This window comes from Parapedobacter sp. ISTM3 (assembly GCF_016533505.1).
In the GTDB taxonomy this organism is placed as follows: domain Bacteria; phylum Bacteroidota; class Bacteroidia; order Sphingobacteriales; family Sphingobacteriaceae; genus Parapedobacter; species Parapedobacter luteus.
On the sequence record NZ_JAENGN010000015.1, the window covers coordinates 48,210 to 73,435 of the forward strand.

Below are 25,226 nucleotides of genomic sequence, written 5' to 3' on the forward strand. Positions count from 1 at the left end.
CCGTGCCTGTTGCACCTCTGCCAATTGACCATGAAAGAAAACACAAAAAAAACGCCTGCAGTAAGAATCGTATTGTTGTGTTGTTTTATTACCCTTTTTCTGTTTATCGGAGCCGTCTTTATTTATCAGTATCGGCAATACCGGACACTTGAAAAGCGGTTGACCAACGCATATGAGATTCGCCAAATGGGCTTGGAAAACCTCAACTACCTGTTTTCGACGTATAGTGAAGTCGAAAACACCTTTCGCCTTTATACGCTGGACTTTGCTGACAGCAGCTACCATGCATACCTTGACAAGATCAACCTGCTCAAGAGCTTCATCGATTCGCTGGCGTCCCTTCCCGTCGGCGACACCTCGGCGAACAATCCTGCTTTGAAAATAACGGCACAACAACAAATCGCAATGGAATTCGCTACGCTCAAAAAGCGGCTGGACCATTTGGTGTTGCATACCAGTGATTCCCTCTATTTGCTGAACACCTCGGTTCGCCAAAAGCGGGTTAGTCCACGAAAAATGGAGTCCATTGTCAATCAGGTGCTGATCGACTCCACAAACAAACAAAAAGTCGACACCATCGTACGGAAACGGCCCGGGTTGCTCCAGCGGATTTTCAACACGAAGGACGATACGATTGTAATAGCCAACGAGCAGCACCAACTCGACATCGAGCGTGTGACCCTACTCAAGCAAAACCTATCAGCCGCGCAGCAAGACATCACCCAGTTGTATAACCATAATTTCAACGAGCTACGAAATACGTTCGTGCAGCTTCAAAAGAAAGAACGGCAGCTGGTCACCACCAATCTTAATCTATTAAACGGACTTAAAGAAAACGTGGAGGCGATTAAAGAGCTCAATATTTATGTGCTGCGCCAGGCAGAAGAGCATGATTTCGCGCTTTACAAAGAAAATATCGAACGTTTTGGTAAGCAATTGATTTTTGCGTTGATCCTGATGTTTGTGATGATCATCGCATTGGGTTATTATCAAGTTTATGCAACGTCATACGAACGCAGGCTCCGGGAAGAAAAAGACTATGCTGCTAAGCTCGCCGAGGAAAAAACCAGTGTATTGGCTAATATCAGCCATGAGATCCGTACGCCGCTCAACTCGCTCCTGGGCATCATTGACCTGTTTAAAAACAGAACAGCGTCCGGCAATATCGACGCAAAACTCATCGACTCCGCATATTACAGCATCAACATCGTCAGCAATAACATCACCGATATTCTGAGTTTAAGCAAACTGGAGGCGTCCAACAAAGGCGACATCGCATTGGAATACTTCGATCCGAACAGGTCGTTTCAGGAAGTCGTCTCCCTTCACCGACACCAAGCCGAACTCAAAAACCTGCGCTTAGGCACCGAAATCGATATTAACGAACAACTGAATATACTAAGCAACGAATTCAGAATCCGGCAAATCGCTTCGAATTTTTTAAGCAACGCTATCAAGTATACGCAGAAAGGTGAGATTATTTTCCGTGCATCGGTATCCAATCCAGCCGGCAGTAATTCTTGGCTGCACATCGAAGTGGAAGACACCGGCATTGGCATCAAGGAGCAGGATCGGCGCCATGTTTTTCGCAAATACTTCACAGCCAGCCCGAACTCAGGCGGCATTGGTCTGGGACTCTACATCACCAAAATCATGGTCGAAGAACTGGGCGGTACAATCGGGTTGAAAAGCAAGCATGAGCAAGGGTCTATCTTTTTCGCGGACATTCCATTTTTTCAAAGCAAAACCGAAAAACTTGAACAGCCAAAAACCAAGCTGTCTGATTTGCCTGCCGACCTGCGTTTGTTGGTTGTGGATGACAATCCCATCAATATTCTGCTGATGAAACAGTTTTTCAAGGGGATCGGGAGCATTCACACCGTCAATAACGGAGAGGATGCATTAGCATCACTGCAAGAACAGCCTATCGATGTGATCATTACCGACATTAATATGCCCGGTATAAGTGGCGTCGAATTACTGGAAAAAATCCGAAACGACGACCGCTACAGGTCTATCCGCGTACTGGCCATCTCGGCCGACAGGTCCACCTTGAAATATGCCGAAGAAAGTCCTGCTGAAGCATCGTTCGACGGTTTCATAGAAAAACCATTTACAGAAGGCGAAATCGTGAAAACGATCTTAAAAACGCTTGCTTAATGTACATCAAGCTGACAGGATGGCATTCCCGCCAGCTTGATGTAGGTATTAAAGTGATTTGGAGGCCGTACCGCCCTTTTTGCTATCCACGGTCACCGTAAATTTACTTCCGCCTTTCACCAGCCACCGTACCGTCGCTATGCCATTACTTGGGATATTGGTTACCCGGATGTTTGCCGGATCGTTACGTTGTTCTTTGGTTATGCCGAGGTCGCGGTTTTCCACCACCATCCCGGCCACCACTTGCCCCCCACGCAATGACACCACATCCGGCACTTCTATTTTATTTGCGATGTCGTGCGCTGAATGCGTCGGGATGAGGCGATCGTTCCTGATGATCGCCGTCACCTGCTTGAGCCCGCCACCTATGTCGACCACTTCAACGTCAGCCACCTCCAATTTGGGTGTATGGTACGCATGGTAAATGACGAACGACGCATTCCGGTGGGCATCGCTTTCGAGCAGAAACCCGGGGTGCAGGCGTCCGTAATTTTTCTTGAAACCGCCGATTTCAATCTCACCGTACTGTGGGTGGTTATACGGTGTCCATTCGACAAATCCATCGCCGAACATGAGGTATTGATCAAACGCATATTGATCGGCTTGAGCGGCCCCGAATCCGCCGCCCTGCTGCTGCCTGTTGAAGTAAAAATTCGCATTCCATAACTCATTACTCATCGCGAAGACACCCCGTGCGCCGTGCATCCAATCAAATTCGCCGCCATATACCGAATACAAATCTTTATACGTGACGATATAGCGGTATCCGGGGATAAGCTCCTCCCCTTTTTTGCCAAGCGCATCATACACCGCGATATCATCACGGGTGAAGTTAGGTTCATCTTCCTGTGCCCCCGGCCCACGCAACAGAAGCCCTCCCGTGTTGTGAAAGCTCTGCGCTGCCGCAATATTGGGGTGACTCAGGAAAAAATCGGCTACCGCACGGTTTTCGGGAAGCGAAAACGGGTATTTGTAAGCCCCACCCTGAATGTAGTTGGGCTGCCAGTTCCATCCCCAATCCCGGTTGGGGTCGTATCCGCCGGCACCATCCTCGTTGACCAGGCCATCACCGTCATTGTCTATACCTTCGTAGCCCAGCAGCTCGTATTCGCCCCGTTGTCCTTCCTCGGCGCGGATAAGCCTGCGCGGATCCTTCGGGTCCGGGATGTACTCGCCATACGGACTTTTCCTGCGCATCTGCGTGATATGTCCGTCGCCGTTGAGATCATCGAAATCATCCTCATCGACCAAGCCATCGCGGTCGTTGTCTACCGGCTTTTGCCCAGAGCGCGAGGAGTTTTGCGTGTTGGGGTTATGGATGAAATGATCACGCGAATCAGGACTGATACTGGGTGCAATATAAAACGTTTTTTCTGCCAGCAATTGCTTAAAAAACGGGTTGCCGGCCGCGTGCATCTCCGTAATATACCAAGCGATGTACAAGGCAAATTCGACGCCTTGTATTTCATTAGCATGGATACCGCCATCGATATATGTAGCAGGCTTGCGATCAGCTTCGCCTTGTCCTTTATCGGTAATGGTCAGCATCCAAAGGTCACGCCCCTGCACTGTTTTTCCGATGGATGACAACGACACGAGGTTGGGATGCTCGGCCGCCATTTTGCGGTAGATTTCTTCCAGCAACGTATTGTCGTGATACCGGTTCCAACTAATAGGCACTTTGGGATTCGCCGGCGATCCGGCCGCCGCCAGGAAATGCTCCGATTGCTGGGCCATCGCTGTAAAAGCCATGATCATCGCGATGGAAAGAGCAAGTATATATCTTTTGTTTCTTGTCATCGTTGTAAAAATTTAAAGGGTTACCTCCACTGTCTGCGTCCCGGTAGAAACGCTCCCTGCTGTGATGTTCAGTTTACCGCTGCCTTGTACCAACCAGCTCAACTCGACCGCTTCGCGGCCCCCAATCGCGTCAAGGGTTTGCGTTTTACGGCCGCTCACCACCTGCTGGCTACCGGTGGTCTGTACATTTACGGCGATACGCTTAAGAAAATAGCTCCGCTCGCCCACCTGGGTTAGGTTGGGCAACAATCCAGCATTGAACACTTTCAGCGACACGCGCGTGAGTCCGTTGTCCAGCTTTTCGGTTTTTAAATCCACCACTTCCAGTTTCGGAGCCATATTGGCAAGAGCCACGACAAAGTCCGTGTGGCGGTCGACGATATCGCTGACCAACGCATAGGGTGGGTTGGTCAACACAAACGGATGGATTCCGCCAACTTCTACGCGCTTACCGGGGAAATCGGGATGTTCGATAGCCTTCCATTCCGAAAACGTATTGGTTATCCCTTCCGCAGCGGCCCATTTCAGGTACGTGGCTACCGGATCCGCGGCACTGTTATTTGCACTCCGATTGCGGCCCGTTGAGTCCGGCTTGGGGGCAGGCACCCACCATCCCGGGGTACTGAAGCTAAACCGCCCATAGTGATAATATGCCCATTCGGCAAAATTGCCCTCTCCGGCGGCTGTCTTGGGAGCACCGGCCGTTCCCGTTATTTTGTTATATTGTTCAGACACGAATGCATTTGCTTTAACGTCCTGTGCCGACCAGCTGGTAATTTTCCGACCGCCCGGACGCCGTCCCAATTGCGGCTGCTCCTCACCTCCCCGCCCAGCTTGCTCAGGCACGGAAAGGTTGTTGTAGGGGCCGAATGAGACCACGGCATAAACATTGAATGCATCGTACAGAAAGTCAAATAAGGCCCGGTTTTCCACTTCTGATACGGCATGTTCGCCAGCGCCAGGCACAAAATTCTTGTACCTATAGGTAGCGTTTTTGTTGAAATGGATTCCCTCTTCGCCATCCTCATTGAACGCACCATCTTTATCGTTGTCGATCCCTTCCGTAAAAAGCAGGTATTGTCCGGTTTGTCCTTTCGACAAATCTGCCGGGATCAGCGACCGCGGCTCGTCCGGGTTGATGATATGCGTACCTATAGCATCTTCCACACGGATAAACGTGATTTTGCCATCTCCATCCAGATCGTCGTAGCCATCCTCTCCCACCTGGCCATCCCTATCATAATCAGCCTTGCTCGCGTTTCCGCTGCGCTCGTATTGCAGTGCAGCAAAATATTGCTCTGTCGCATCGGGGCTCATATTGGGGAATACATAGAACGTCTGGTCGCCAAGAAGCCCTTGGATGCGGTCTGACTGAACGTCGGCCAATAGTTTTTCAGCAAACCCGATGGCAAGCTCAACGCCGAGGAGGTGTTTGCCTTCCACCCCACCCACTACGGCAACAGCCGGCTTCTGGTCCGTCTGCCCGGTGCCGATGGTGATCAGCCAGATATCCGAGCCACCTGCAGTTTTGGCCAGTGACTGGGTTTTGACATACTTGGGGTGACTTTTTGCAAGAGCAGCCACCCGTTGCGCAAGCTGCTGCCTGTTGCTGTAATCGGACTGTGCATGAAGGCTTCCTCCACACACCAATGCCACACATAATGATAGTAAGATTTTTTTCATCTACATAAATCGTTTTTTTAATGGCGATGAAGCCCACTTAGCTACCGCCCACATAGAAGCCACGGCATGACTTTATTCAGGAACACGAGCTAATTAGATTCATTCAGTCATTGGGTTTGATTTTTTCGCGCAATTTAGGCAAAAAGCGCAAACCGTCACGATTCAGCAATTCATGTGATATAAATGTTACAGGCAACAGCTGCAGCAAAAAAAACACAGCCCCGATCAGTGAGCTGTGTTTGCATTCGTTGGTTTTCCAACGATCGAATGACAAATGTAGCCTATTGGCGTATAGGTGATACGGCTGTCGTATCCGACGGTGTGGATTCGCTGCCGGTAGCTGCGCCGTTCTCGGGTGCTTTGTCGATGAGCTCCATGAATTGATCGAGCTTTGGCGTGATAATGATCTGTGTGCGGCGGTTGCGGGTCCTTCCGCTTTCCGTGTCATTGCTTGCAATCGGATTGTACTCACCCCGTCCCGCTGCGGTAAGGCGCTTAGGATCCACACCATAGTCGTTTTGCAAAGCCTGCACGACAGACGAACCACGCAACACACTCAGATCCCAGTTATTGCGGATATTGCGCTGCGAAATCGGCACGTTATCTGTATTACCCTCTACCAACACCTCATAATCGCTGTAGTCCATAATGATCTTGGCTATCTTGCTAAGTGTTTCGCCGGCCCTTTCGGAAATCTCATAGCTTCCTGACTTATACAGCATGTTGTCAGAAAGCGAAATGTAGACCACCCCTTTCAGGACCTGTACGTCCACATCCCGCATTTCTTCACGGCTCAACGAACGTGTCAGCCGATTGGTAAGCACCATATTCAGCGAATCACTCTTATTTTTCGTATTGACCAAATGCTGGATGTACCGGTTGGAAGCATTGATCTCGTCCACCAGCTTAGCAATATTTACATTGCCCTGATTGGATGAAGTAAGACACTGGTTAAGCGCTTCCTGTAGCGACTTCACATTGGCCCGTTCCGAAGCAATCTGGTCTTCCAGACTTGTTACCCTGGTATTCGCGGAAGAAAGCTGCTGCTGCGCCTCTTGGTACCGCCGGTTCAGTTCCTGTTCTTTTGCGCGCATCTCTTCATAGTTCGCTTGCAGCGATCGGTATTTTTTATTACTCACACACCCAGGTAAGAGTAATACCATGGCCGCAAAGGCCATTCCTGTGTATAATGACAACTGTCTCATAACATCTCCTTTTTTGTTATTCAACGGATATTATGCCAACTTAATGCCAAAAATACGGTGTTGCCGTCATCGCCTTAGTTCAGTACCGCACATCGCCTACCCCTTCCCTACCGTTCGGTTACTACAGGGGTAAGAAAAGGGTAAAGAAACGGTATGGAATCGGTATGGAAACGGTATGGAATCGGTATGGAAACGGTATGGAAACGGTAAAGAAACGGTATGGAAACGGTATGGAAACAGTAAGCCAGCAATAAACAACGGGTAAGGAAGAAGTAAACGAAGGGTAAGCAAATCATAGGCAACGAGTAAGCCAGCAGTAAACAATCGGTAGGCACGGCGCAATCAAATGCCGTCCAAATCCGCCAAAAAAACAGAAAATTAAAATAATAACTCCCTATAAATAAAAGTTTTCGTACCTTTGCAGTCCCGATAAAAATCGGGAAAAAGGAGAAAAATGAATTAATGGCAAAAAAACAAGAAGCAGAAAAGGAACTAGCAGCAAAAAAAGCTGAACTTCAAGACGCTGAGGACACCTTGGTGAAAGAAAAAGAAGACATCGAGTCGGAAGCCGATTCGAAGTTCATTGACGAAATCAAATCGACCACTTGGAACACTCCTGACGATGATTTTGATTGGGATAAGGACGAAAAAGGATTTGGCAACTACAGCGACGAAGAACGCACGAAGTTGGAAAACCTCTACGCCGGCACCTTCAATTCCGTCAACAAGGGGGAAATCGTACAAGGCACCGTTGTATCCATCAATAACAAAGATGTGGTGCTCAATATCGGTTTCAAGTCGGACGGCTTGGTATCCCTTTCTGAATTCCGTGACACCCCTGATTTGAAAGTGGGTGATGTGGTAGACGTATTTGTCGAATCACAGGAAGACGCCAATGGACAGTTGGTACTTTCGCGCAAACGCGCCAAAACCCAGAAATCATGGGAAGAAATTAATGAAGCGCTTGAAAATGACACCATCATTGATGGCTTCGTGAAAAGCCGTACCAAAGGTGGTCTGATTGTAGACATCAAAGGTGTGGAAGCGTTCTTGCCTGGCTCACAGATTGACATTAAACCTATACGCGACTATGATATCTACGTGGGTAAAACCATGGAATTCAAGGTAGTGAAAATCAACCATGAATTTAAGAACGTCGTTGTATCCCATAAAGTACTTATCGAGGACGATTTGGAAAATCAAAAAACCGAAATCGTTTCCAAACTCGAAAAAGGGCAGGTATTGGAAGGTACCGTCAAAAACATCACCGACTTTGGTGTATTCATCGATCTTGGTGGCGTAGACGGCCTCCTGCACATTACCGACATTTCTTGGGGCCGCATCGAGCACCCCAAAGAAGTTTTGCAGCTTGACCAGACCATCAATGTGGTGGTATTGGATTTTGATGACGAAAAGAAACGCATTGCGCTTGGCTTGAAGCAACTGACCGAACATCCTTGGGAATCGTTAGATCCTGCCTTGGAAATAGGTTCTAAGGTAAAAGGCAAGATCGTGACCGTGGCCGATTACGGCGCATTCCTCGAAATCACCCCCGGTGTGGAAGGACTGATTCACGTATCGGAAATGTCTTGGTCGCAAAACCTTCGCAGCCCGCAGGAATTCCTGAAAGTAGGTGACGAAGTGGAAGCCCAAATCCTTACCTTGGATCGCGACGAGCGCAAGATGAGCTTAGGCATCAAGCAATTGACGCCTGATCCTTGGAAAAACATCGCTGACCGCTATCCGATAGGCTCTAAGCAAAAGGCTGTCGTGAAAAACATGACTAACTTTGGCGTGTTTGTGGAGCTTGAAGAAGGTATCGACGGCTTGATTCACATCTCTGACCTTTCTTGGTCGAAGAAGATCAACCACCCAAATGAATTCACCAAAGTCGGTGAAGAACTGGAAGTGGTTGTATTGGAGCTTGACGAGGAAAACCGCAAGTTGAGCCTTGGCCACAAACAATTGGAGGAAAATCCATGGGATACCTTCGAAACCATTTTCACCCTTGATTCTATCCACCAAGGAACCGTCATCAAGGTGGGCGAAAAAGGTAATATCGTGGCATTGCCTTACGGCGTTGAAGGCTTCTGTCCCGCTAAGCACAGCGTGAAGGAAGACGGAAGCGTATTGAAACTGGACGAAACCGCTGATTTCAAGATCATCGAGTTCAACAAGGAAAACAAACGCGTCGTGATCTCACACTCCCGCATCTGGGAAGACCAACGTGCGGAGGCACGGATGGAAGAGTTCAACAACCGTAAGAAAGAGGCAAAAGCAGCGTCTTCTGCTGTGAAGAAAGTGAAAGAATCGGTAGAGAAATCCACACTGGGCGATCTCGATGTTCTGGCACAACTGAAAGAGCAACTGGAAGACGAAGAAAGCGCTAAAAGAGCCAAAAAGTAAGTTGACTGCGTAAGCAGGTTTAACTAACAACTACTCCCGCTGCATAAACGTGCAGCGGGATTTTTTTGCTTAATCGCTCACCGCATGCGCCGATGGGCTGGCCCGCTGTCAGCCTTACAGCTGGTAGGCAGCGCCCCATAAAAGACCCATAAAAGAAAAGCCGTCTCATTGCTTTTGAGACGGCTTCTTTTGATTGGTGCCGTTTCCGGCGCTTGCCTGCTTACTTTGAGGCAAGCAACGAAGACAAGCCCTAACTCCGTGTTACAGACTCGATGATAGCATTGAGCGTAGCGCTCGGCCGCATCGCTTTGCCGGCCAATGCATCATCCGGGAAATAATACCCACCGACATCCTGTGGCTTTCCCTGGGCAGCGATCAATTCTTCATTGATGACACGTTCGTCCGCGGCCAGTCTTTCTGCTACCGGCGCAAACACCGATCGGAGGTCTGCATCCTTATCCTGGGCAGCCAATGCCTGCGCCCAATACAACGCTAAATAAAAGTGCGAACCGCGATTATCTATTTGACCGACCTTACGGGCCGGTGACTTATCATTTTCCAGGAACTTTTCGGTAGCTGTATCCAGCGCCTCTGCCAATACCAGTGCCTTGGCATTTCCTTGGGTCTGCCCGACATGCTCCAGGGAAACCGCCAATGCGAGGAATTCGCCCAAGGAATCCCAGCGCAAGTAGCCCTCCTGGAGAAACTGCTCCACATGCTTTGGCGCCGAACCGCCAGCACCCGTTTCAAACAGCCCCCCGCCGTTCATCAACGGGACGATAGACAGCATCTTGGCAGACGTGCCCAGCTCAAGAATAGGAAACAGATCGGTCAGGTAATCCCGCAGTACATTGCCCGTGACGGAGATGGTGTCCTCGCCCCTACGGATACGTTCCAAAGAGAATTTCGTTGCTTCCACCGGACTTAATATACGGATATCCAACCCGGTCAAGTCATGGTCCTGCAAATACGCATTTACCTTTTCAATAATCTGCCTGTCATGAGCACGGTTTTCGTCAAGCCAGAATACAGCCGGCGTATTGGATAGGCGAGCGCGGTTTACGGCCAGTTTAACCCAATCGCGGATTGGCGCGTCCTTAGTCTGGCACATCCGGAAGATATCACCGGCTTCCACGTCTTGCTTCATCAAGACATTGCCCTCACCATCGGATACCTGAATAACACCTTTAGCAGCAGCTTGGAACGTTTTGTCATGCGATCCATATTCTTCGGCTTTCTGAGCCATTAGTCCCACATTTGACACCGAACCCATTGTCGATGGATCAAACGCACCGTGCTGCTTACAGTTGTCGATCGTAGCGACATATACACCTGCATAAGAGCGGTCCGGGATAAGGGCTATCGTATCCTGCAATTCACCGTTTTTATTCCACATTTTACCGGAGCTGCGGATCATAGCCGGCATGGAAGCGTCTACAATCACATCAGAAGGCACATGTAAGTTGGTGATGCCCTTATCGGAGTTGACCATCGCCAGATCCGGCCCATTTTCCATGGCCTGCGCCAGGGCAGTCTTTATTTCGGCCTCCTGGGGGTGCCCAGCGATTTTTGCATAAACATCACCCAAGCCGTTGCGCGTATCCACTCCCAGTTCGGCAAACAACGCGGCATATTTGGTGAATACATCAGCAAAATACACTTCGACAATTGCTCCGAAGATAATCGGATCGGACACCTTCATCATGGTGGCTTTTAAATGTGCCGACAGCAGTACCCCCGCTTCGCGGGCAGTCTTGATTTCCCTGGCGACAAAATCCTTCAACGCCCGGACACTGAGCCGTGAACAGTCGATGACCTCGCCAGCCAACAGTTTTGTTGGTGCTTTCAGTTGCGTTTTTGTTCCGTCCTCAGCAATGAATTCAATGACAAAAGTCGTATCATTCGGTATGGTGACTGACTGTTCGCTACCATAAAAGTCGCCATCAGCCATGGAAGCTACGCGGGTTTTGGAATCAGCTGTCCAAGCACCCATGGAATGCGGATGTTGCTTGGCATAATTCTTTACGGCCCGTGGTGCCCGGCGGTCCGAGTTCCCTTCACGCAAGACCGGGTTGACGGCCGATCCAAGCACTTTGGCGTATTGGGCCTTGATCGCCTTCTCCTCTTCGGTCTTGGGATCTTCCGGATAATTGGGCACCGCATATCCTTTAGACTGCAATTCAGCGATCGCTGCCTTCAATTGGGGAATTGAGGCGGAAATATTCGGCAGTTTGATAATATTCGCTTCCGGCGTGGTCGCCAACTGGCCGAGTTCAGCCAAGGCGTCACCCGTTTTTTGTTCGTCCTGAAGGTAGTCCGGAAAATTCGCTATGATCCGTCCAGCCAACGAAATATCTTTCTCGACGACCGATATGCCAGCCGTGGCGGTAAAAGCTTTAACAATGGGCAACAATGAATACGTGGCCAACAATGGGGCCTCATCTGTTTTGGTGTAGTGAATTTTGGCGTTTTCAGACATATTATGTACGATCAAAAGTTATTGACGCGAAAGGTTATTTGTTCATGAATGGCAACAAACTTAACTAAAATGCTTTGCATTCGCGAACACCTTGTTCAAAAAAACAACCGACGCCCCACTCAACCCAAATAATACTTATCACCGTTGACTTTCAGCGTCCCCTCATCCAACCGTTTACGAATAAACGCCAACCGGGTAGCCTCGCTGCCCGTCTGCATGCTCGTCACAAGTTGATCGATGGTCATGGCGCCATCAGCCAGTACATCAACGAGTTCGGCCATCAGCCGCTGTTCCGCGTCGACTTCCCGTCTGTCGTTCACGCAGCGGTCGCAGCTGCCGCAAGGTGCCGAATTTTGCTCACCAAAATAAGCCAATAACTGCATACTGCGGCAGTTTTTCTCATCCAGGTAGCGAAAAACGGCGTCCAGTTGTTCCTGTTTCGTTGCCTTGCGATCACGCAGATACTGGCTATCAACATACAAACGATTATTATCCATCCGGGGCCGCAAAAATTGCAACTGGGGCCCGTCGGTTTGCTGGAGGTAAGTGAGGATCCCAACCTTTTGAAGGTATTCCAGCATTTCGGTGATAGCCTTGACACTTTTACCCATCCTGCGTGCCAGCTCATGTTCACGGATGGGGACAAAATAATCAAATGCGCCTCCGTAACTCCGCAAGATAGTTTTGATGAATCCGTCGTATGCCGCGTTTTCCACCTGGAATCTGTACAAGTCCTGCTGACTGGTCTCTAATTTAACCCGGGAGGGCAGGTATACGTTTTCGCTTACGCTAATCCAGCCATCGCGCTCAAGAAATTTCAAGGCATTGAGCGTCATGATGACATCCAATTTATACCGGCGGCAAAAATCAGCCACATCGAAGTCCAGCATAATTCCTTCTCCCGCTCCATAGGCTAATTGGTAATAATTGCCCAGCTGCTGGTAGACTTGCTTGATAAAATCAATAGCCGGGAAGCTCAGTTCGAAATGCTTACGGAGGCGGTCGCGATCACTTTCATGATGCAGCAACACCGCATACGCCTTCTTCCCATCGCGGCCAGCACGGCCAGCCTCCTGAAAATAAGCCTCCAGTGAATCCGGTATATCCAGGTGGATGACAAAACGCACGTCGGGCTTGTCAATGCCCATACCGAAGGCGTTGGTAGCGACGATGACCCGCGTGGTGTTATTTTTCCATGCTTCCTGCTTGCGCGCACGTTCTTGCGTTTCCAGGCCGGCATGGTAAAAGTCGGCAGACACGCCCTCATGCAGCAAAATACGCGTCACTTCTTGCGTCTCCCGCCGGTTGCGTACGTACACGATACCACTCCCCCCGAGCTTACGGATCACCCGCAACATCCGTCCGATTTTGTCTTCCGCCTCCAGGACCATGTAGGCAAGGTTGTCCCGCAAAAAACTTTTCTTCAGCACATTGCGGGCAGTAAACCCCAGTTTCTCCTGGATGTCATCCACGACCCTGGCGGTAGCGGTGGCCGTCAGCGCAAGAAAGGGTACACCCGGATGCAATGACCGCAGCACGGCGATGTTGAGGTAAGCCGGTCTGAAGTCGTAGCCCCACTGCGAGATGCAATGCGCCTCATCTACCGCAAAAAGAACGACGTTCATGTACCGGATTCGCTCCTGCACCAGTTCGCTCGCAAGCCGCTCGGGAGACAGGTAAAGAAATTTGATACGGCCATAGATACAATTATCAAGCGCGATGTCCACCTCCCGTTTCGTCATGCCGGAAAAGATCGCTATGGCTTCAATCCCCTTGGCTTTCAGGTTTTCCACCTGATCTTTCATCAATGCGATAAGTGGCGTAACGACAATACATATGCCCGGTTTGACCATTGCAGGCACCTGGAAACAAATCGATTTGCCACCACCGGTAGGCATTAACGCCAAGGTGTCACGGCCATCCAGTACAGAACGGATAATCTCTTCCTGTAACGGCCGAAAAGATTCATGTTTCCAGTATCTGCGCAGGATTTCTACACTGTTCATGGCCAATGGGCTTCAACCTCCCAAACATACAAAAATATCCCCAGCTACACATACATGGCAGACACAACACCTGGCGATCACGCGTACTCCGGCAGTCAAATCCAGCGCTCAGCGTTAAGAAAGTGTATTTTTAAAGCGAATTTTTAAGCAAAAGGTGATACCTTCGCCGAGATAAAAGCGTATTCTACATCCCTTGTATATGCCATCACACTCATCGGCTCTATATCGAATCCATCGTCATTGTCCTTTCTCCCGGTTGCCAAGCATGCTGGCAATAGCCTTCGCTTGTGTCCTTTGGCTAGCGCCGAAGTTTGTGCTATCACAGGCTGTCCCCAGGTATGGCCAAACCAACGGATCGTCTTCCGCCGGGGCCACCGAGGCCCGACTATCGAATATCCTAATCCAATTGGAAGTGGAAAACGGCGGGATGTTGTATAAAAATGATCGCATCCGAGAAGAACTCGGCGACATCTATTACAACGGGGTCAATCTTAAAATCGGCTGGCAAACCGAGCGGGGCTCGGACGCATATCATCAATTGTATAACTATCCGGTGTACGGTATCGGATTATATTCCAGCACGTTCCGGAAGTCCGAAATCGGCACGCCGAATGCACTGTATGGCTTTGTTGCGATCCCCATAAAACCCGACCGGTTCAGCCGGTGGGATTTCAACTACCGGATATCCTTGGGCTTGGCCAGTAATTTCGAACCTTATGATGAAGATAACAATCCATTCAACGAACTCCTGGGCACACATAGGAATGTATTTATCGATCTCGGCGTCCAGGCTAACTACAAATTAAGCAGCCGTTTTCAAATCGGGGCGGGATTTGCCTTCCATCATTTTTCAAACGGTTCCATAAAAAAACCAAACTCCGGAATAAACTTAGTCCCGCTTACGGTAGCGCTGACTTACCTGCCAGCGCAGACACAGTTTGATTTCAGCAAAGATTCCGTGCTCGCGCTTGAAACATCAGACGGATTTGACTTTTATTACGCCGCCGGAATCAAGCAACTCGACCAGGGCAGCCGGCGATACTTCAAATCGACGTTGGGATTATTCTGGACCCACCCATTACATTATAAATGGCGGTTGGGCCTGGGTGCCAATATCTTTTACTCGGATTCCGGACGAGACCTTGAAAAAGCAGGAGCCGATGCTTCCACGTTCGGTGCATTGTTTTCGGGTGGTCCGGCCGTTAGTATTGACCACCTGCTTACCAGCAGGCTCTATCTCAACGGCAATGTTGGTTGGTACGTGCACCGCAATCGATTTAACGGCGAAACGGACCCGTTTTTTTTACGGATCGGCGTACGTTATAAGGTACTTGGCAATTCCTACATGGGTGTCGCCATCAAGGCACACAAAGGTGTGGCCGACTTCGTGGAATGGACCATTGGCTACACATTGCCACGCAAAAAATAACGAAGCCTGGTTGTCATCCCTCGCCATCGCGTTGGGTATACGCAAAATTATTTTTCAATACGTACACGGGGATACCTACTTTTTCGGCGGCTCCCTTCAGGCGCCTAATGGTCGAGTCGCTATTGGATCCGTCCAACAGCAATCGCTTACAGCTGACAATTTCCGTTAGTTTTTCCCATGCGATTCGCGGATTGTTTCGCAAAAGCAGTATATCAACGTGTACATGGCCCGTATACCGTTCGCTACCATCGTATACCATGAGCCTTAAATTGCCAAATTGAATAATCGATTCCTTTATGTATAGTTGTTGACCACGATAGCTACTGCCCTGCGGTACAAAGCCGATGGCCGGCATAGGCACATGTGCTTCCAGTTTTGGCAGCGCCGAATAACGGATCTTCCGATCATCCATCGCCGGTCGATCGCTGTATATCCACGCTTCTCCCTTGCTGACCAAGCCGATGACCATATCCCGCCCGACGTTGAAAATGGTCACTTCCCTCCCATGCGACCCTTGGATGATCGCCGAAAATGCGGAAAACGCCAGAAGCAGACAGCAAGCCAACATCCCATAGACCAGGCGCTTACTCCGCATCACGAAGGCAAGGACTGCGGTAAGCAGGGAGAAATAAATCAAGAGGCTTTGCCACCACGTCATCCAGATCCCACGTATACTGGCCATCGGCAACGACTCGATATCGCTGAGCAAACGATTGACCATTAAGATTAGCGTTTCCAACACTGCGCCGGTCCATGCGGCCAACGGCCCCGCCGGCAACAACAGGAGAGCGAACCCTAAATACATAATCCCGCTTGCCGGCAATACAACGAGCAGATTTGCAGGCAGAAAATAAAGCGGAAACTGATGAAAGTAATAGGTAGCCAGGGGCCCGGCACCTGTTTGGGCAGCGATCGATAGCCACGTATAACTCAGCACCGGCCTTGCAAAACGATTGGCCACGGGGAACGCCGCTTGCAGAACGGGGTACAGGAAAACAATACCCAGCACCGCCAGATACGAAAGTTGGAAGCCAACGTCCGCAATAAACTTAGGATGGTATAGCAATAGAAAAAACGCCGAAGCGGCGATGCTGTTATACACACGGTTTCGCTGCCCCAAGGCCATGGCAGCCATGACAAAACTTGTCATCATGGCGGCCCGTAATACAGACGGCGAAAACCCGGTAAGCAATGCATATCCCCATATTGCCGTCAACAACAGCATAAACTTAGCGATTCGAAGGCCTTTGTTGCGATTCATCCACCAAAACAGCTTAGAAAACAGCCAGAACACAATGACCACATGCATGCCCGATACGCTCAGGACATGGATAGTGCCCGTGTTGGAGAACGCCTGGAGCAACGTTTCGCTCAAATCCGCGCGGTATCCCAAAATCAACGTAGACGCTACAGACAACGCATCTTCATGGGCGATATGCCGGGAAAACTTGCCGACCATGCGCTGCCGTACAGCGAGCGCTTGAGCCACGAGGGGATTCCCCTTGTCTGTCCCGATTTTTTTTGTCTCATCCGCTTGCAGGTAAGCCTGATGCCATATGTCCTTATTTGCCAAATATCGCTGATAATTCAATTCGCCGGGATTGTAAGGCGGTGGCACTTCGCGGTACACCGCGGGGATGACCAGTTCATCACCATATCGAAGCATCGGTACGGATAAGGTATCCTGTATACGTATCGTCAGCATCAGTTTTCCGGAAACATCCACCAGCCCATCCCCGCCATATACCTGGGTAACTGCAAGCGGAACGCGCAAATGCTCACCCCGCATGAGCGGCTCATCCGCTATATAGCCGACCAGTGCCTTCGATTCATAACGACTAAAATGCGACCGATCGATTTCAGGGTCGGAATGCCAAGATTGAATCAAACCAATCACCGCCAAGGCCGACAACGCCAAACAGCCCATTGTGGCATAATGACCGTATTGCCGCAGCTTGGTAAAGCACATGAAGCAGACGAAACTTGCCGCCAGGATCACTAACATCATCCATGCGGCGATATACAGCGGTTGTTGTGGTGTAATCGCGTATCCGACTGCGATGCCTGCCAGCAATGCCAGCAAAAAACGCACAAAAGGGATATGGCCCCGATATATCCGGCTTAGTTGTTTCATGGCGTCGGCTGTTTCCGTCGGCGCTAATTTAAAAATTATCCCGGTATACTGTCATTTAGCGTTGAGCGCTGACAGGAGGTTCCCGATTTGCAAGGCTACCCGTTCAAGGTTTTCGGCGGTCGCCTGCAATGCATTTTCCAATGGCATCGGTCCGTTTCCGATGGCCAATATCAAGTCAAAATAATCCTCTAGCCCCGTCAGCCGATCCATAGGAACCTTTCCGGCAAGGCCGATAACCGGCTTTTTCATTTCCTTTGCCTGCAATGCAACCCCGTACGGACCTTTTCCGTATAATGTTTGCCCATCAAGGCTCCCTTCGCCCGTAATCACTAAATCACTCTCCTCCAAAGACTTTAAGAAATCTGTGAGTTGAAGAAAATAATCGATACCATTCACCAGACGAGCATCCAATAAACCAAACAGCCCCGCACTTGCACCACCCGCTACCCCCCCGGAGGTAATGGAGGTGATATCGCGCCCGGATTGGTCCAGTACCACCTGCGCATAATGCGCTAAAATCTCCTCCAATTGTGCTACGTCGGCGGGTGAAGCACCTTTCTGCGGCCCGAAAACATGCGCAGCGCCATCTCGCCCAAGCAATGGATTTGCGACATCGCAAAGAATATCAATCGTACACGAAGCCAGCCGTTTGTCCAATCCCGAAGCGTCTATGGCATGTAGATGCGCCAAGCCCGACGGGAGCGCCGTGATTTCTTTTCCCTGCCGGTCCAAAAACCGGACGCCAAGGGCAGACAGGATGCCGCTGCCTCCATCAACCGTCGCAGACCCGCCCATGCCAAGGATGATTTTTTTTACCCCTTTCGCCAACGCGGCAGTCATGAGTTGGCCCGTGCCATAGGAACTTGCCCGGAGCGGCGCCAACTCTTCCGGCTTGAGCAGATGTAATCCCGAAGAATCCGCCATTTCTATTACTGCCGTTTGCCTGTCATGTATCAGGCCATAGCTTGCTTCGACTGGTCGGCCCAATGGATCAGCAACCCGGGTTTTGACCACCTCACCATGTAGTTTATCGATAATCAACCGGCAAGTCCCATTCCCCCCATCACCAATCGGAAAACACTCACATGTACAGGAGAGCCTGCTCGCCAACAGGCCGCTCCGAATGCATGCCGCGGCTTTAGGAGCGTCGAGGGCATGTTTAAACGCATTTGGTGCGATCAGAATATGCATTTCTATCAATCTGTTATTCCAGCGAGCCGCTCCGTCAACAGCGCAAGCGCACTGTGGTCTAAATCACCTCCGCCCGCAGCAATTGCTGCATCCATATAAGCTGCTACTTGGGAAGCTCCATATAACGGCGTAGCCAGCTCCTTTCCCGTTTGTAAAACAATATCCATGTCCTTCCGGTGTAACCGAAGCCTGAATCCAGCTTCAAAAGTACGATTTTACGAATTAAAATTGCCACCGCACCTGTATACGCACGTCCGAACGCTGGTTGCCTTCGATCAGGTCCAGTCCGCTGCCTATTTCTTCAATGCCGCGATAGATGAATGTGGCATACCGCAGCCATACGTCGGTTTTCCGTCCGAAGCGATATCGGAGGTTGACATAGGTCCGCAAGCCGTTGTTGTGGTAAAGTGGAAACGAATAGGCATACAAGACGTCATTTTCAAACGCATAAATGCGCGAATTATAACCGGGAGTGCCAAACAGGGCAATGCGTGCGTTGCCGCTCAACCTGCCACTCATCGGCTTAAAAATGAGATCGTGGTAAACCATCCAGCCCAACTCCGAAGCTTCTCCTTCCTTCGCGTAATGCGCCAGCTCCACGCGGGCACGCGTCGTCCAGGAATCGTTTAGTTTATATTGACCACCTATGCGCACTTGCTGCCGCAGCACGTCTACAATAGCATTGTGGGGCAGCTCCAACGAAGCGTTTTCCGCTCGTTGCCGATAACGGTAGCGAACTGCTATGTTCGCTTTTTTATACCATGTGTAGGTGAGCTGAGAGAGTACATCGACCCCCTGGGACGGCGCGTCTACCCGATACCGCAACCAGGGAAAACGAAAAAAGTCGGCGTACAACACCCATTCAACCGCCCGGCTCGGATGATACACCAACCCTGAATAAAACCCCTGTTCATTGGTTGCGCTGCTTCCTTCAGCAACACCTTGATTAAAGAACGAATGGTAATCGCGTTGGTAATTGCGATAATGCAACGCCAATGACACATGGGGGTGCAGCGAGGCGATGAGCCCATTAACGAATGCGAAGCCGCTCCCCAAGCTATGGGCTGCCTCGCCAAACAGATATACCCCCCGCCACGAGTAATTATAATAGACGCTGGTGTTCGAAAGGCTTCGCCCACGAAACGCATATTGGTTGCGCAGCACGTCCTGCGGCTGAATCGGCTTGTCAACATGGGTGCGATAGGCCATCGCCCCCAGCCGAAAGCGCCGGTATTCATACTGCATATTCATACCATACACCCGTTGCAATACCGCGCCGCGGTTGGCCACTTCCGTAGGGGTGCGATGAAGCCCGGTTTGACCGATAGCACTTACCGCGGGTTCACCGTCCGCGGTATAAGTCCTGGAGCCGTCCAGACTGCGCTGGGAGAAAAAAGGCGTAATCAATAAGCGCCCAAACGCAACTGTGGCGGCACCGCCCCGCAAAAAAAGCACCTCATTGGACGAAGTATAGGGGCGCAAACCGGTGGCCTGTTTGATCATACCTTGTACCATAGCGCCCTTGCCAAACCCTAAGCCATTCCACATCGCTAACCCCTGCCCAAATTGCAATGCATAATCCCCTATGACGGCATCTTTCAGCCGGCCTTGATTGCGCACATAAATGCTACCGGAGTAAAAGTCAAAACCGTACCGTTGCGCCCCGCTGAAAAACCCTTCACCCGCGTCTTTCTTCATATTGAGCGCAAGCTGCAAATCAGGTCCAAAATGATACCGGTAGCGCGCGAATAGTTGATTGGGGCTGCCGAGGTAGCGCGACCGGGTGGTATCCGTAATCCGATATCCCTGCCGTTGCTGCACCGTACGCCCATACCTGACCATCAAATCATGGGTTCCTTCATTCAATAGCCGACGCGCGTTTACCCCGGATAGGGAGCGGGAAACATCTACCGTGACATAGGGCAACAGCATCCGAAGCACGTCAATATCCAGTCCCTCAATGGCCTGTAGCTCCAATGTGGCGATAAATTTTCCTGAACGTTCACGGTGTTCCAACACATTATCGATAAATAATTGCGGGACGAATTGAAGCTCCCGTAATTCCCTGCCATCGGTATGGTTGAGGTCAATGGGATGCCGTTCGTAAAATTCAAGCCGCTCAGCCAGTTCCGAAAAATCAAAATCTTCGGCCAATTCCTCAGCGATAAGTTCTGTCAGCCGTTCGATAAGCAAATCCGTTCCGGACTGGGCATTGAGGCCGCGAGCGGCCAATAATGCAAACACAAACAGGATATACCGGCTAAAACACATAACTCAAGCCTATCTGGGGTGATGTACCTAAACGAGGGTGGAACGTGGCTGCCGCATCAAGCGTAAACTGCTGCCAATCCACGCCAAAGCCTGCATGCTGTTGCAACGGATTGGTTGATAATCCGCCACGTAAGCATACAATGTCACCGATGTGGTATTCGACACCGAAACTCCCTCCCAGCGTACCTTCCAGGGGGTATACAGCATCCACAGAAACCAGTACCCCGGCCAATGGGTGGCTGGCACCCAGCCGTATGAAAGCGGGGATAGTGCCATAGACATCCTGCCCATACCGGGCGTTATTGGGGTTACTGAAATGCAGCCCAATGATTGTCCCCTGGCCGCAATGGTATTGTCCGCCTACGTCTACCGACAGGGAAAATGTACTGAGGTAATTGGGTATAAAGAGCTGGTGGTAATTGGTGGATAACCCAATGGAAAATTGCGTCCCAAACTGTTTGGCAAAAGAAAAGCTCACCTTCGTAGCGTCATATGCCTCCTTTAGTCCATAACGATTCGCAGCGAGGCCGAACGCGCCCAAACGGGTAGGTATAGCCAATAACGCCGCCTGCGTGGTGATGTCCGCCGTAAAAAAATGATGCTGGTAGCTCACGCTGGCTGTGAGGCGTTCCACTCCCACCAGACCGGCCGGATTAGCCGTCAAACTGTAAATCCCCTGGAGGGCGGTGCCCGTAAAACCCATGGCTTGGTAGTTTGGGCCGACGTAGGTTTGGGCGAGGCTTTCATAGGAGATTAGGAGGAGTATGAGACACCTTCCAATCATGGAGGTGAAGATAGCAAAAAAATGCCATCAAACAAAAAACACGGATAATACCTTTCACGCAAATGCAGGCATTATCCGTGCTAATACGGCTGGTTACACTTGGTAATACTGCTCCCAGCCCTTACGTGGCGGAGGCCCTACCAAGAGTTGATTGGCCAGTTCGTTATTGGTAATGACCTTTTTCTTCCGGTCAAACTCCAATTTGGTATTCAGTTTCTGCGCCAATACACCAAGCGAGAAGACCTGGCTCAGGGGTCCCGCCACCGAAAACGGCGAGCGCGTCTCTTCTTCGCCTTTGCAGGCTTTTAAGAAATTAGCGAAGTGATTGGAAGGGCTTTGCGGCACCTCAGGCAGTTGTGACGCCATTTCTTTCGCTTTCTCTTCCGGGATAATGGAAAGTGTACTGCCATGTGACCCACCTTTAAAGGTCAATTCCTTACCATAAATGATTTTGCCCGGATTTAGTTTTACCGGTTCGAGTTCGCCGGTGCTTGGCGGGGGGATATTGGGGTCCAGCCCCGAGACGCCGTAGCCTTCCGGGATAGGTGGCAGGTTGTCAAGGCCATCGTACCATGTGATGTCAAGTGCAGGCATCCGTTTGCGCTTCGGAAACTTGAATACAATCGTCGACGACATCGGGAAGAAAAAGTCGTTATGGCCCGTGGCCTTCGTGCACTCGACTTCGTAAGGCAATCCCAAATCCAGAAACTGATGAGCCGTATCGATAATGTGTGCACCCCAATCGCCCAATGCCCCCATGCCGAAGTCGTACCAACAACGCCATTGGCCATTTATGAAATCTTTGTTGTAATCGTGCTGGTCGGCTATGGCGGAATGCCACAAATCCCAATCCAATGTATCAGGAATGGGCTCTGCCGGTGGGAATGACTTGATATTGGGATCCCATCCATGCCAACGCCGCGGAGAGTTCATGTGTGCCGTAATGGTCGTGACATCTTTGATAATACCCGCATCTACCCAAGCTTTGAACTGAAAATAATTCGCTTCCGAATGCCCTTGGTTGCCCATTTGCGTGACAACCTTATTGTACTTTTCGGCGGCCTTCATCATCAGTTCTACCTCGTTAAATGTGCGCGCCATCGGTTTTTCCACATATACGTGTTTACCAAGGGCCATGGCATGCATGGTGATGGGGAAATGAGAATGATCCGGCACACCGATGGAAACCGCATCAATTTCATTCCCCATTTTGTCAAATAGTTGCCTGAAGTCCTGGAACCGCGGCACATTAGGAAACTGCTTCAGCACATTTTGCGTATGCGGCGCACCCATATCGACATCACACAGTGCTACAATGTTAGCGAGTCCGGTTGCGTAGAGATCGCGGATGATTTCGCCACCCCGATTGCCAATACCGATACAAGCCAGGTTAACCCGTTCATTGGCGGCAGCAAATCTGGGCCTCGCCATCAATAAATTAGGGGCCACGGCAGCGGCAGCGGACGCCAACATGGCCTGCTTGAGAAATCGCCTTCTTGAATTATTCATTTATAATTGATTTTAATGGATATAACGTTATTGAAACAAAAATAAACAACATTTTTTATGCAGAGGCATCCAATACACCTCTGAAGTATCCCGCACTTTCCGCCAATCCGGCCAAGGGGTCTTTCATGTCTTTTTCAAACTCTAAGCTGCATTTTCCATCATATCCCACTTTGCGTAGCATCTTGACAAATTCGGGGATATTAATGACTCCTCTTCCCAGTTCGCAGGTCTTCCCGTCTTTGGTCGCAGCGGTAACATTTTTGAGATGGATATCAAAGATCCGACGGTGATACCGTTTGAGATCCCCGATAGGGTCTTGCCCGTCCCGCATATTGTGGCCCATATCGAAGCAAAGGCCCATTCGTTCATCCAGATTTTTCACCAAATCGAAAATACTGGTTGCATTGGGATATAGTTTGTCTTCCGGCCCATGGTTATGGATCGCATAACGAATATCGTATGCTTTGGCCTTGTCAGCGATGTATGCCAGATCTTCTTTGTTGGGTATGCCCACGATGAGTTTGACGCCTACCCGCTTTGCGTATTCAAACGCATTATCAATTTCGGTCTTAGACTTCGTCATGTAGATTGGGCCTACCGCATAGCCGGTCACCCCCGATGCCGCCAGCTTTTCATGAAACGCTTTTATTTCGGCGTCGGTACTGGTCAGCGGCAAATGAAAATCCTTAATGCATAAGTAACGTACATCCATGCGTTTCATCATGGCCAACGACTCGTCTAAACCGAAATGCACAAAGCTGTAACCTGCAATGCCAAGCGCAAACCGATCGTCGCCGCGCATGCTATCAAGCGAATTACCCGGACGCGCCCAAGCTTCGGAGAACCCCATCATTGCTGCTGAAACTCCAAGCAGCCCTTTCTGAATGAACGTTTTTCTTGTTTCCATCAATATGAATTATCTGTTAAATGTAATTGGTTATCGTTTATAAATGCCCCTCACTGGGTGTACCATAATTTACGTTTGCTTGAGCGGTATACTACATGCGGCTTTTTCCCTATATTAGCCCAATGGATCACAAACGGGCTACCATCAAGGATATTGCTGCAACATTAAATATCTCGCCTTCCACGGTTTCCAAAGCATTACGCGATCACCCCAACATCGGTGTGGTCACGAAAGAACGCGTCAAAAAACTTGCCGAACAACTTCATTTTGTTCCCAATCAAACTGCGATCCGGTTCAAGCAACAAAAGTCATTTACGCTTGGCATTGTCATCCCCAACATGCTGGACCATTTTTATGTTGCCGCCGTGGAAGGTTTCGAAAAGTTTGCCTATGACAACGGCTACAACGTGCTCATCAGCCAAAGCCATGAAAGCCTCCAGCGCGAGAAAGAACTCTTGAACACCATGCAAGCAAACCGCGTAGACGGGTTAGTCATTGCCATATCCCGCGAAACGGCAGACACCACACACATCAATGAGTTTGTCTATTCAGGCATACCTATTGTTTATTTTATCCGCAAGCCCATCAATGAAGAATACCATTGCGTATGCAGTGATGTATACAAAGGAGCCATCGATGCCATCGCCTATTTGGTTTCCCGGGGCCATCAGCGAATCGGGTTCATCAACGCCTCGTCATTCTGGACCACCAGTCGCGACCGTTTCCTGGGATACCGCGACGGCCTCATACAGCACCATATTCCGTTTGACAAGTCATTGGTCCAGGAAAGTGACTTTACCCACGAGCACAATTTCCAGGCCATCCGGCGTCTGATGCAGCTCGATAATCCACCGACCGCCATCCTGGCATTTAAAGACCAGGTGATGCTCGATGCGCTGAACTGCCTGCGCAGGGAATTTCCACAAAAAGCGGATGCCATCGAGCTCATAGGCTATGGCGCAAATCCAATGATCCAGTACCTGGAGCGGCCTCCACTTGCTTCCCTCAAAGAACAACCCTATGAAATCGGGCAAAAATCAGGTTTATTGTTGTTGGACTTAATCCGCCACCCAAAAACAGGATACGCCCCCCAACTCATTAAAGTGCCCTGCGAATTGCAGGTGTTCACTATGCAATAGCAAAGGTAAAGAAAGCGTGCTGTCAAACTATTCTTTAACGTAAAACTCCCATGCATCATATGTGTTATGCCAAAAAAAATCGATTTTTTGCGCTTTTCAATCGGTGTACTAGATTTTACCGGC

General features: G+C 50.0%; 15 protein-coding genes and 1 pseudogene. 4 read left to right on the forward strand and 12 right to left on the reverse strand.

Annotation, left to right across the window (positions count from 1 at the left end; all coding sequences use genetic code 11):
- The first annotated feature begins 30 nt into the window (after positions 1-30).
- On the forward strand, positions 31-2,160 hold the full coding sequence (locus tag JHJ32_RS17690) for a response regulator (RefSeq protein ID WP_200121863.1): 2,130 nt from the start codon (positions 31-33) through the stop codon (positions 2,158-2,160).
- Positions 2,161-2,208: 48 nt separating this feature from the next.
- On the opposite strand, the gene JHJ32_RS17695 is transcribed toward JHJ32_RS17690, so the two are convergent.
- The 3 genes from JHJ32_RS17695 to JHJ32_RS17705 form a co-directional block, all read right to left on the reverse strand.
- Positions 2,209-3,960 carry a M14 family metallopeptidase gene (locus JHJ32_RS17695; protein WP_200121864.1) on the reverse strand — a complete coding sequence of 584 codons (1,752 nt, stop codon included), beginning with the start codon at positions 3,958-3,960 and terminating at the stop codon, positions 2,209-2,211.
- A 12-nt stretch (positions 3,961-3,972) separates the two neighbouring features.
- Entirely contained in the window at positions 3,973-5,643 is a 1,671-nt protein-coding gene (locus JHJ32_RS17700) for a M14 family metallopeptidase (RefSeq protein WP_200121866.1), read from the reverse strand.
- Between the two features lie 281 nt (positions 5,644-5,924).
- Complete coding sequence (locus JHJ32_RS17705) at positions 5,925-6,848, reverse strand: OmpA family protein (RefSeq protein ID WP_370584535.1); 924 nt, start codon at positions 6,846-6,848, stop codon at positions 5,925-5,927.
- 462 nt (positions 6,849-7,310) lie between these two features.
- Here JHJ32_RS17705 and rpsA point away from each other — a divergent pair, with 462 nt between their 5' ends.
- Entirely contained in the window at positions 7,311-9,254 is a 1,944-nt protein-coding gene (gene rpsA / locus JHJ32_RS17710) for a 30S ribosomal protein S1 (protein ID WP_079715477.1), read from the forward strand.
- Between the two features lie 250 nt (positions 9,255-9,504).
- Here the strand turns inward: rpsA and JHJ32_RS17715 are convergent, their stop codons facing one another.
- The gene (locus JHJ32_RS17715) at positions 9,505-11,733 is read right to left on the reverse strand and encodes an NADP-dependent isocitrate dehydrogenase (RefSeq protein ID WP_200121868.1); all 2,229 of its coding nucleotides are present in this window, start codon (positions 11,731-11,733) and stop codon (positions 9,505-9,507) included.
- Between the two features lie 119 nt (positions 11,734-11,852).
- Positions 11,853-13,739: an ATP-dependent DNA helicase RecQ gene (locus tag JHJ32_RS17720; protein WP_200121870.1), complete on the reverse strand. Its 1,887-nt coding sequence runs from the start codon at positions 13,737-13,739 to the stop codon at positions 11,853-11,855.
- A 313-nt stretch (positions 13,740-14,052) separates the two neighbouring features.
- Here JHJ32_RS17720 and JHJ32_RS17725 point away from each other — a divergent pair, with 313 nt between their 5' ends.
- Positions 14,053-15,168, forward strand: coding sequence for an acyloxyacyl hydrolase (locus JHJ32_RS17725; protein WP_370584536.1), 1,116 nt, complete (start codon positions 14,053-14,055; stop codon positions 15,166-15,168).
- A gap of 13 nt (positions 15,169-15,181) precedes the next feature.
- Here the strand turns inward: JHJ32_RS17725 and JHJ32_RS17730 are convergent, their stop codons facing one another.
- From JHJ32_RS17730 to JHJ32_RS17760, 7 genes and pseudogenes are all read right to left on the reverse strand, one after another.
- A complete protein-coding gene (locus JHJ32_RS17730; protein ID WP_200121873.1) occupies positions 15,182-17,302 on the reverse strand; it encodes a ComEC/Rec2 family competence protein in 2,121 nt (706 codons plus the stop codon).
- Between the two features lie 51 nt (positions 17,303-17,353).
- Positions 17,354-18,493, reverse strand: coding sequence for a glycerate kinase (locus JHJ32_RS17735; protein ID WP_079715472.1), 1,140 nt, complete (start codon positions 18,491-18,493; stop codon positions 17,354-17,356).
- A 5-nt stretch (positions 18,494-18,498) separates the two neighbouring features.
- Positions 18,499-18,696 (reverse strand): annotated as a pseudogene (locus JHJ32_RS17740) (NAD-binding protein); the annotation flags it as partial.
- A 19-nt stretch (positions 18,697-18,715) separates the two neighbouring features.
- Positions 18,716-20,737 carry a helix-hairpin-helix domain-containing protein gene (locus tag JHJ32_RS17745; RefSeq protein WP_233632736.1) on the reverse strand — a complete coding sequence of 674 codons (2,022 nt, stop codon included), beginning with the start codon at positions 20,735-20,737 and terminating at the stop codon, positions 18,716-18,718.
- A 16-nt stretch (positions 20,738-20,753) separates the two neighbouring features.
- Positions 20,754-21,548, reverse strand: a complete 795-nt coding sequence (locus tag JHJ32_RS17750) for a hypothetical protein (protein WP_079715461.1) — start codon at positions 21,546-21,548, stop codon at positions 20,754-20,756.
- A gap of 93 nt (positions 21,549-21,641) precedes the next feature.
- A complete protein-coding gene (locus tag JHJ32_RS17755; RefSeq protein ID WP_200121877.1) occupies positions 21,642-23,057 on the reverse strand; it encodes a Gfo/Idh/MocA family oxidoreductase in 1,416 nt (471 codons plus the stop codon).
- 55 nt (positions 23,058-23,112) lie between these two features.
- Positions 23,113-23,964: a sugar phosphate isomerase/epimerase gene (locus tag JHJ32_RS17760; RefSeq protein WP_079715459.1), complete on the reverse strand. Its 852-nt coding sequence runs from the start codon at positions 23,962-23,964 to the stop codon at positions 23,113-23,115.
- A gap of 122 nt (positions 23,965-24,086) precedes the next feature.
- Between JHJ32_RS17760 and JHJ32_RS17765 the strand changes: the two genes are divergently transcribed.
- Positions 24,087-25,103 carry a LacI family DNA-binding transcriptional regulator gene (locus tag JHJ32_RS17765; protein WP_176146085.1) on the forward strand — a complete coding sequence of 339 codons (1,017 nt, stop codon included), beginning with the start codon at positions 24,087-24,089 and terminating at the stop codon, positions 25,101-25,103.
- Positions 25,104-25,226 lie beyond the last annotated feature (123 nt).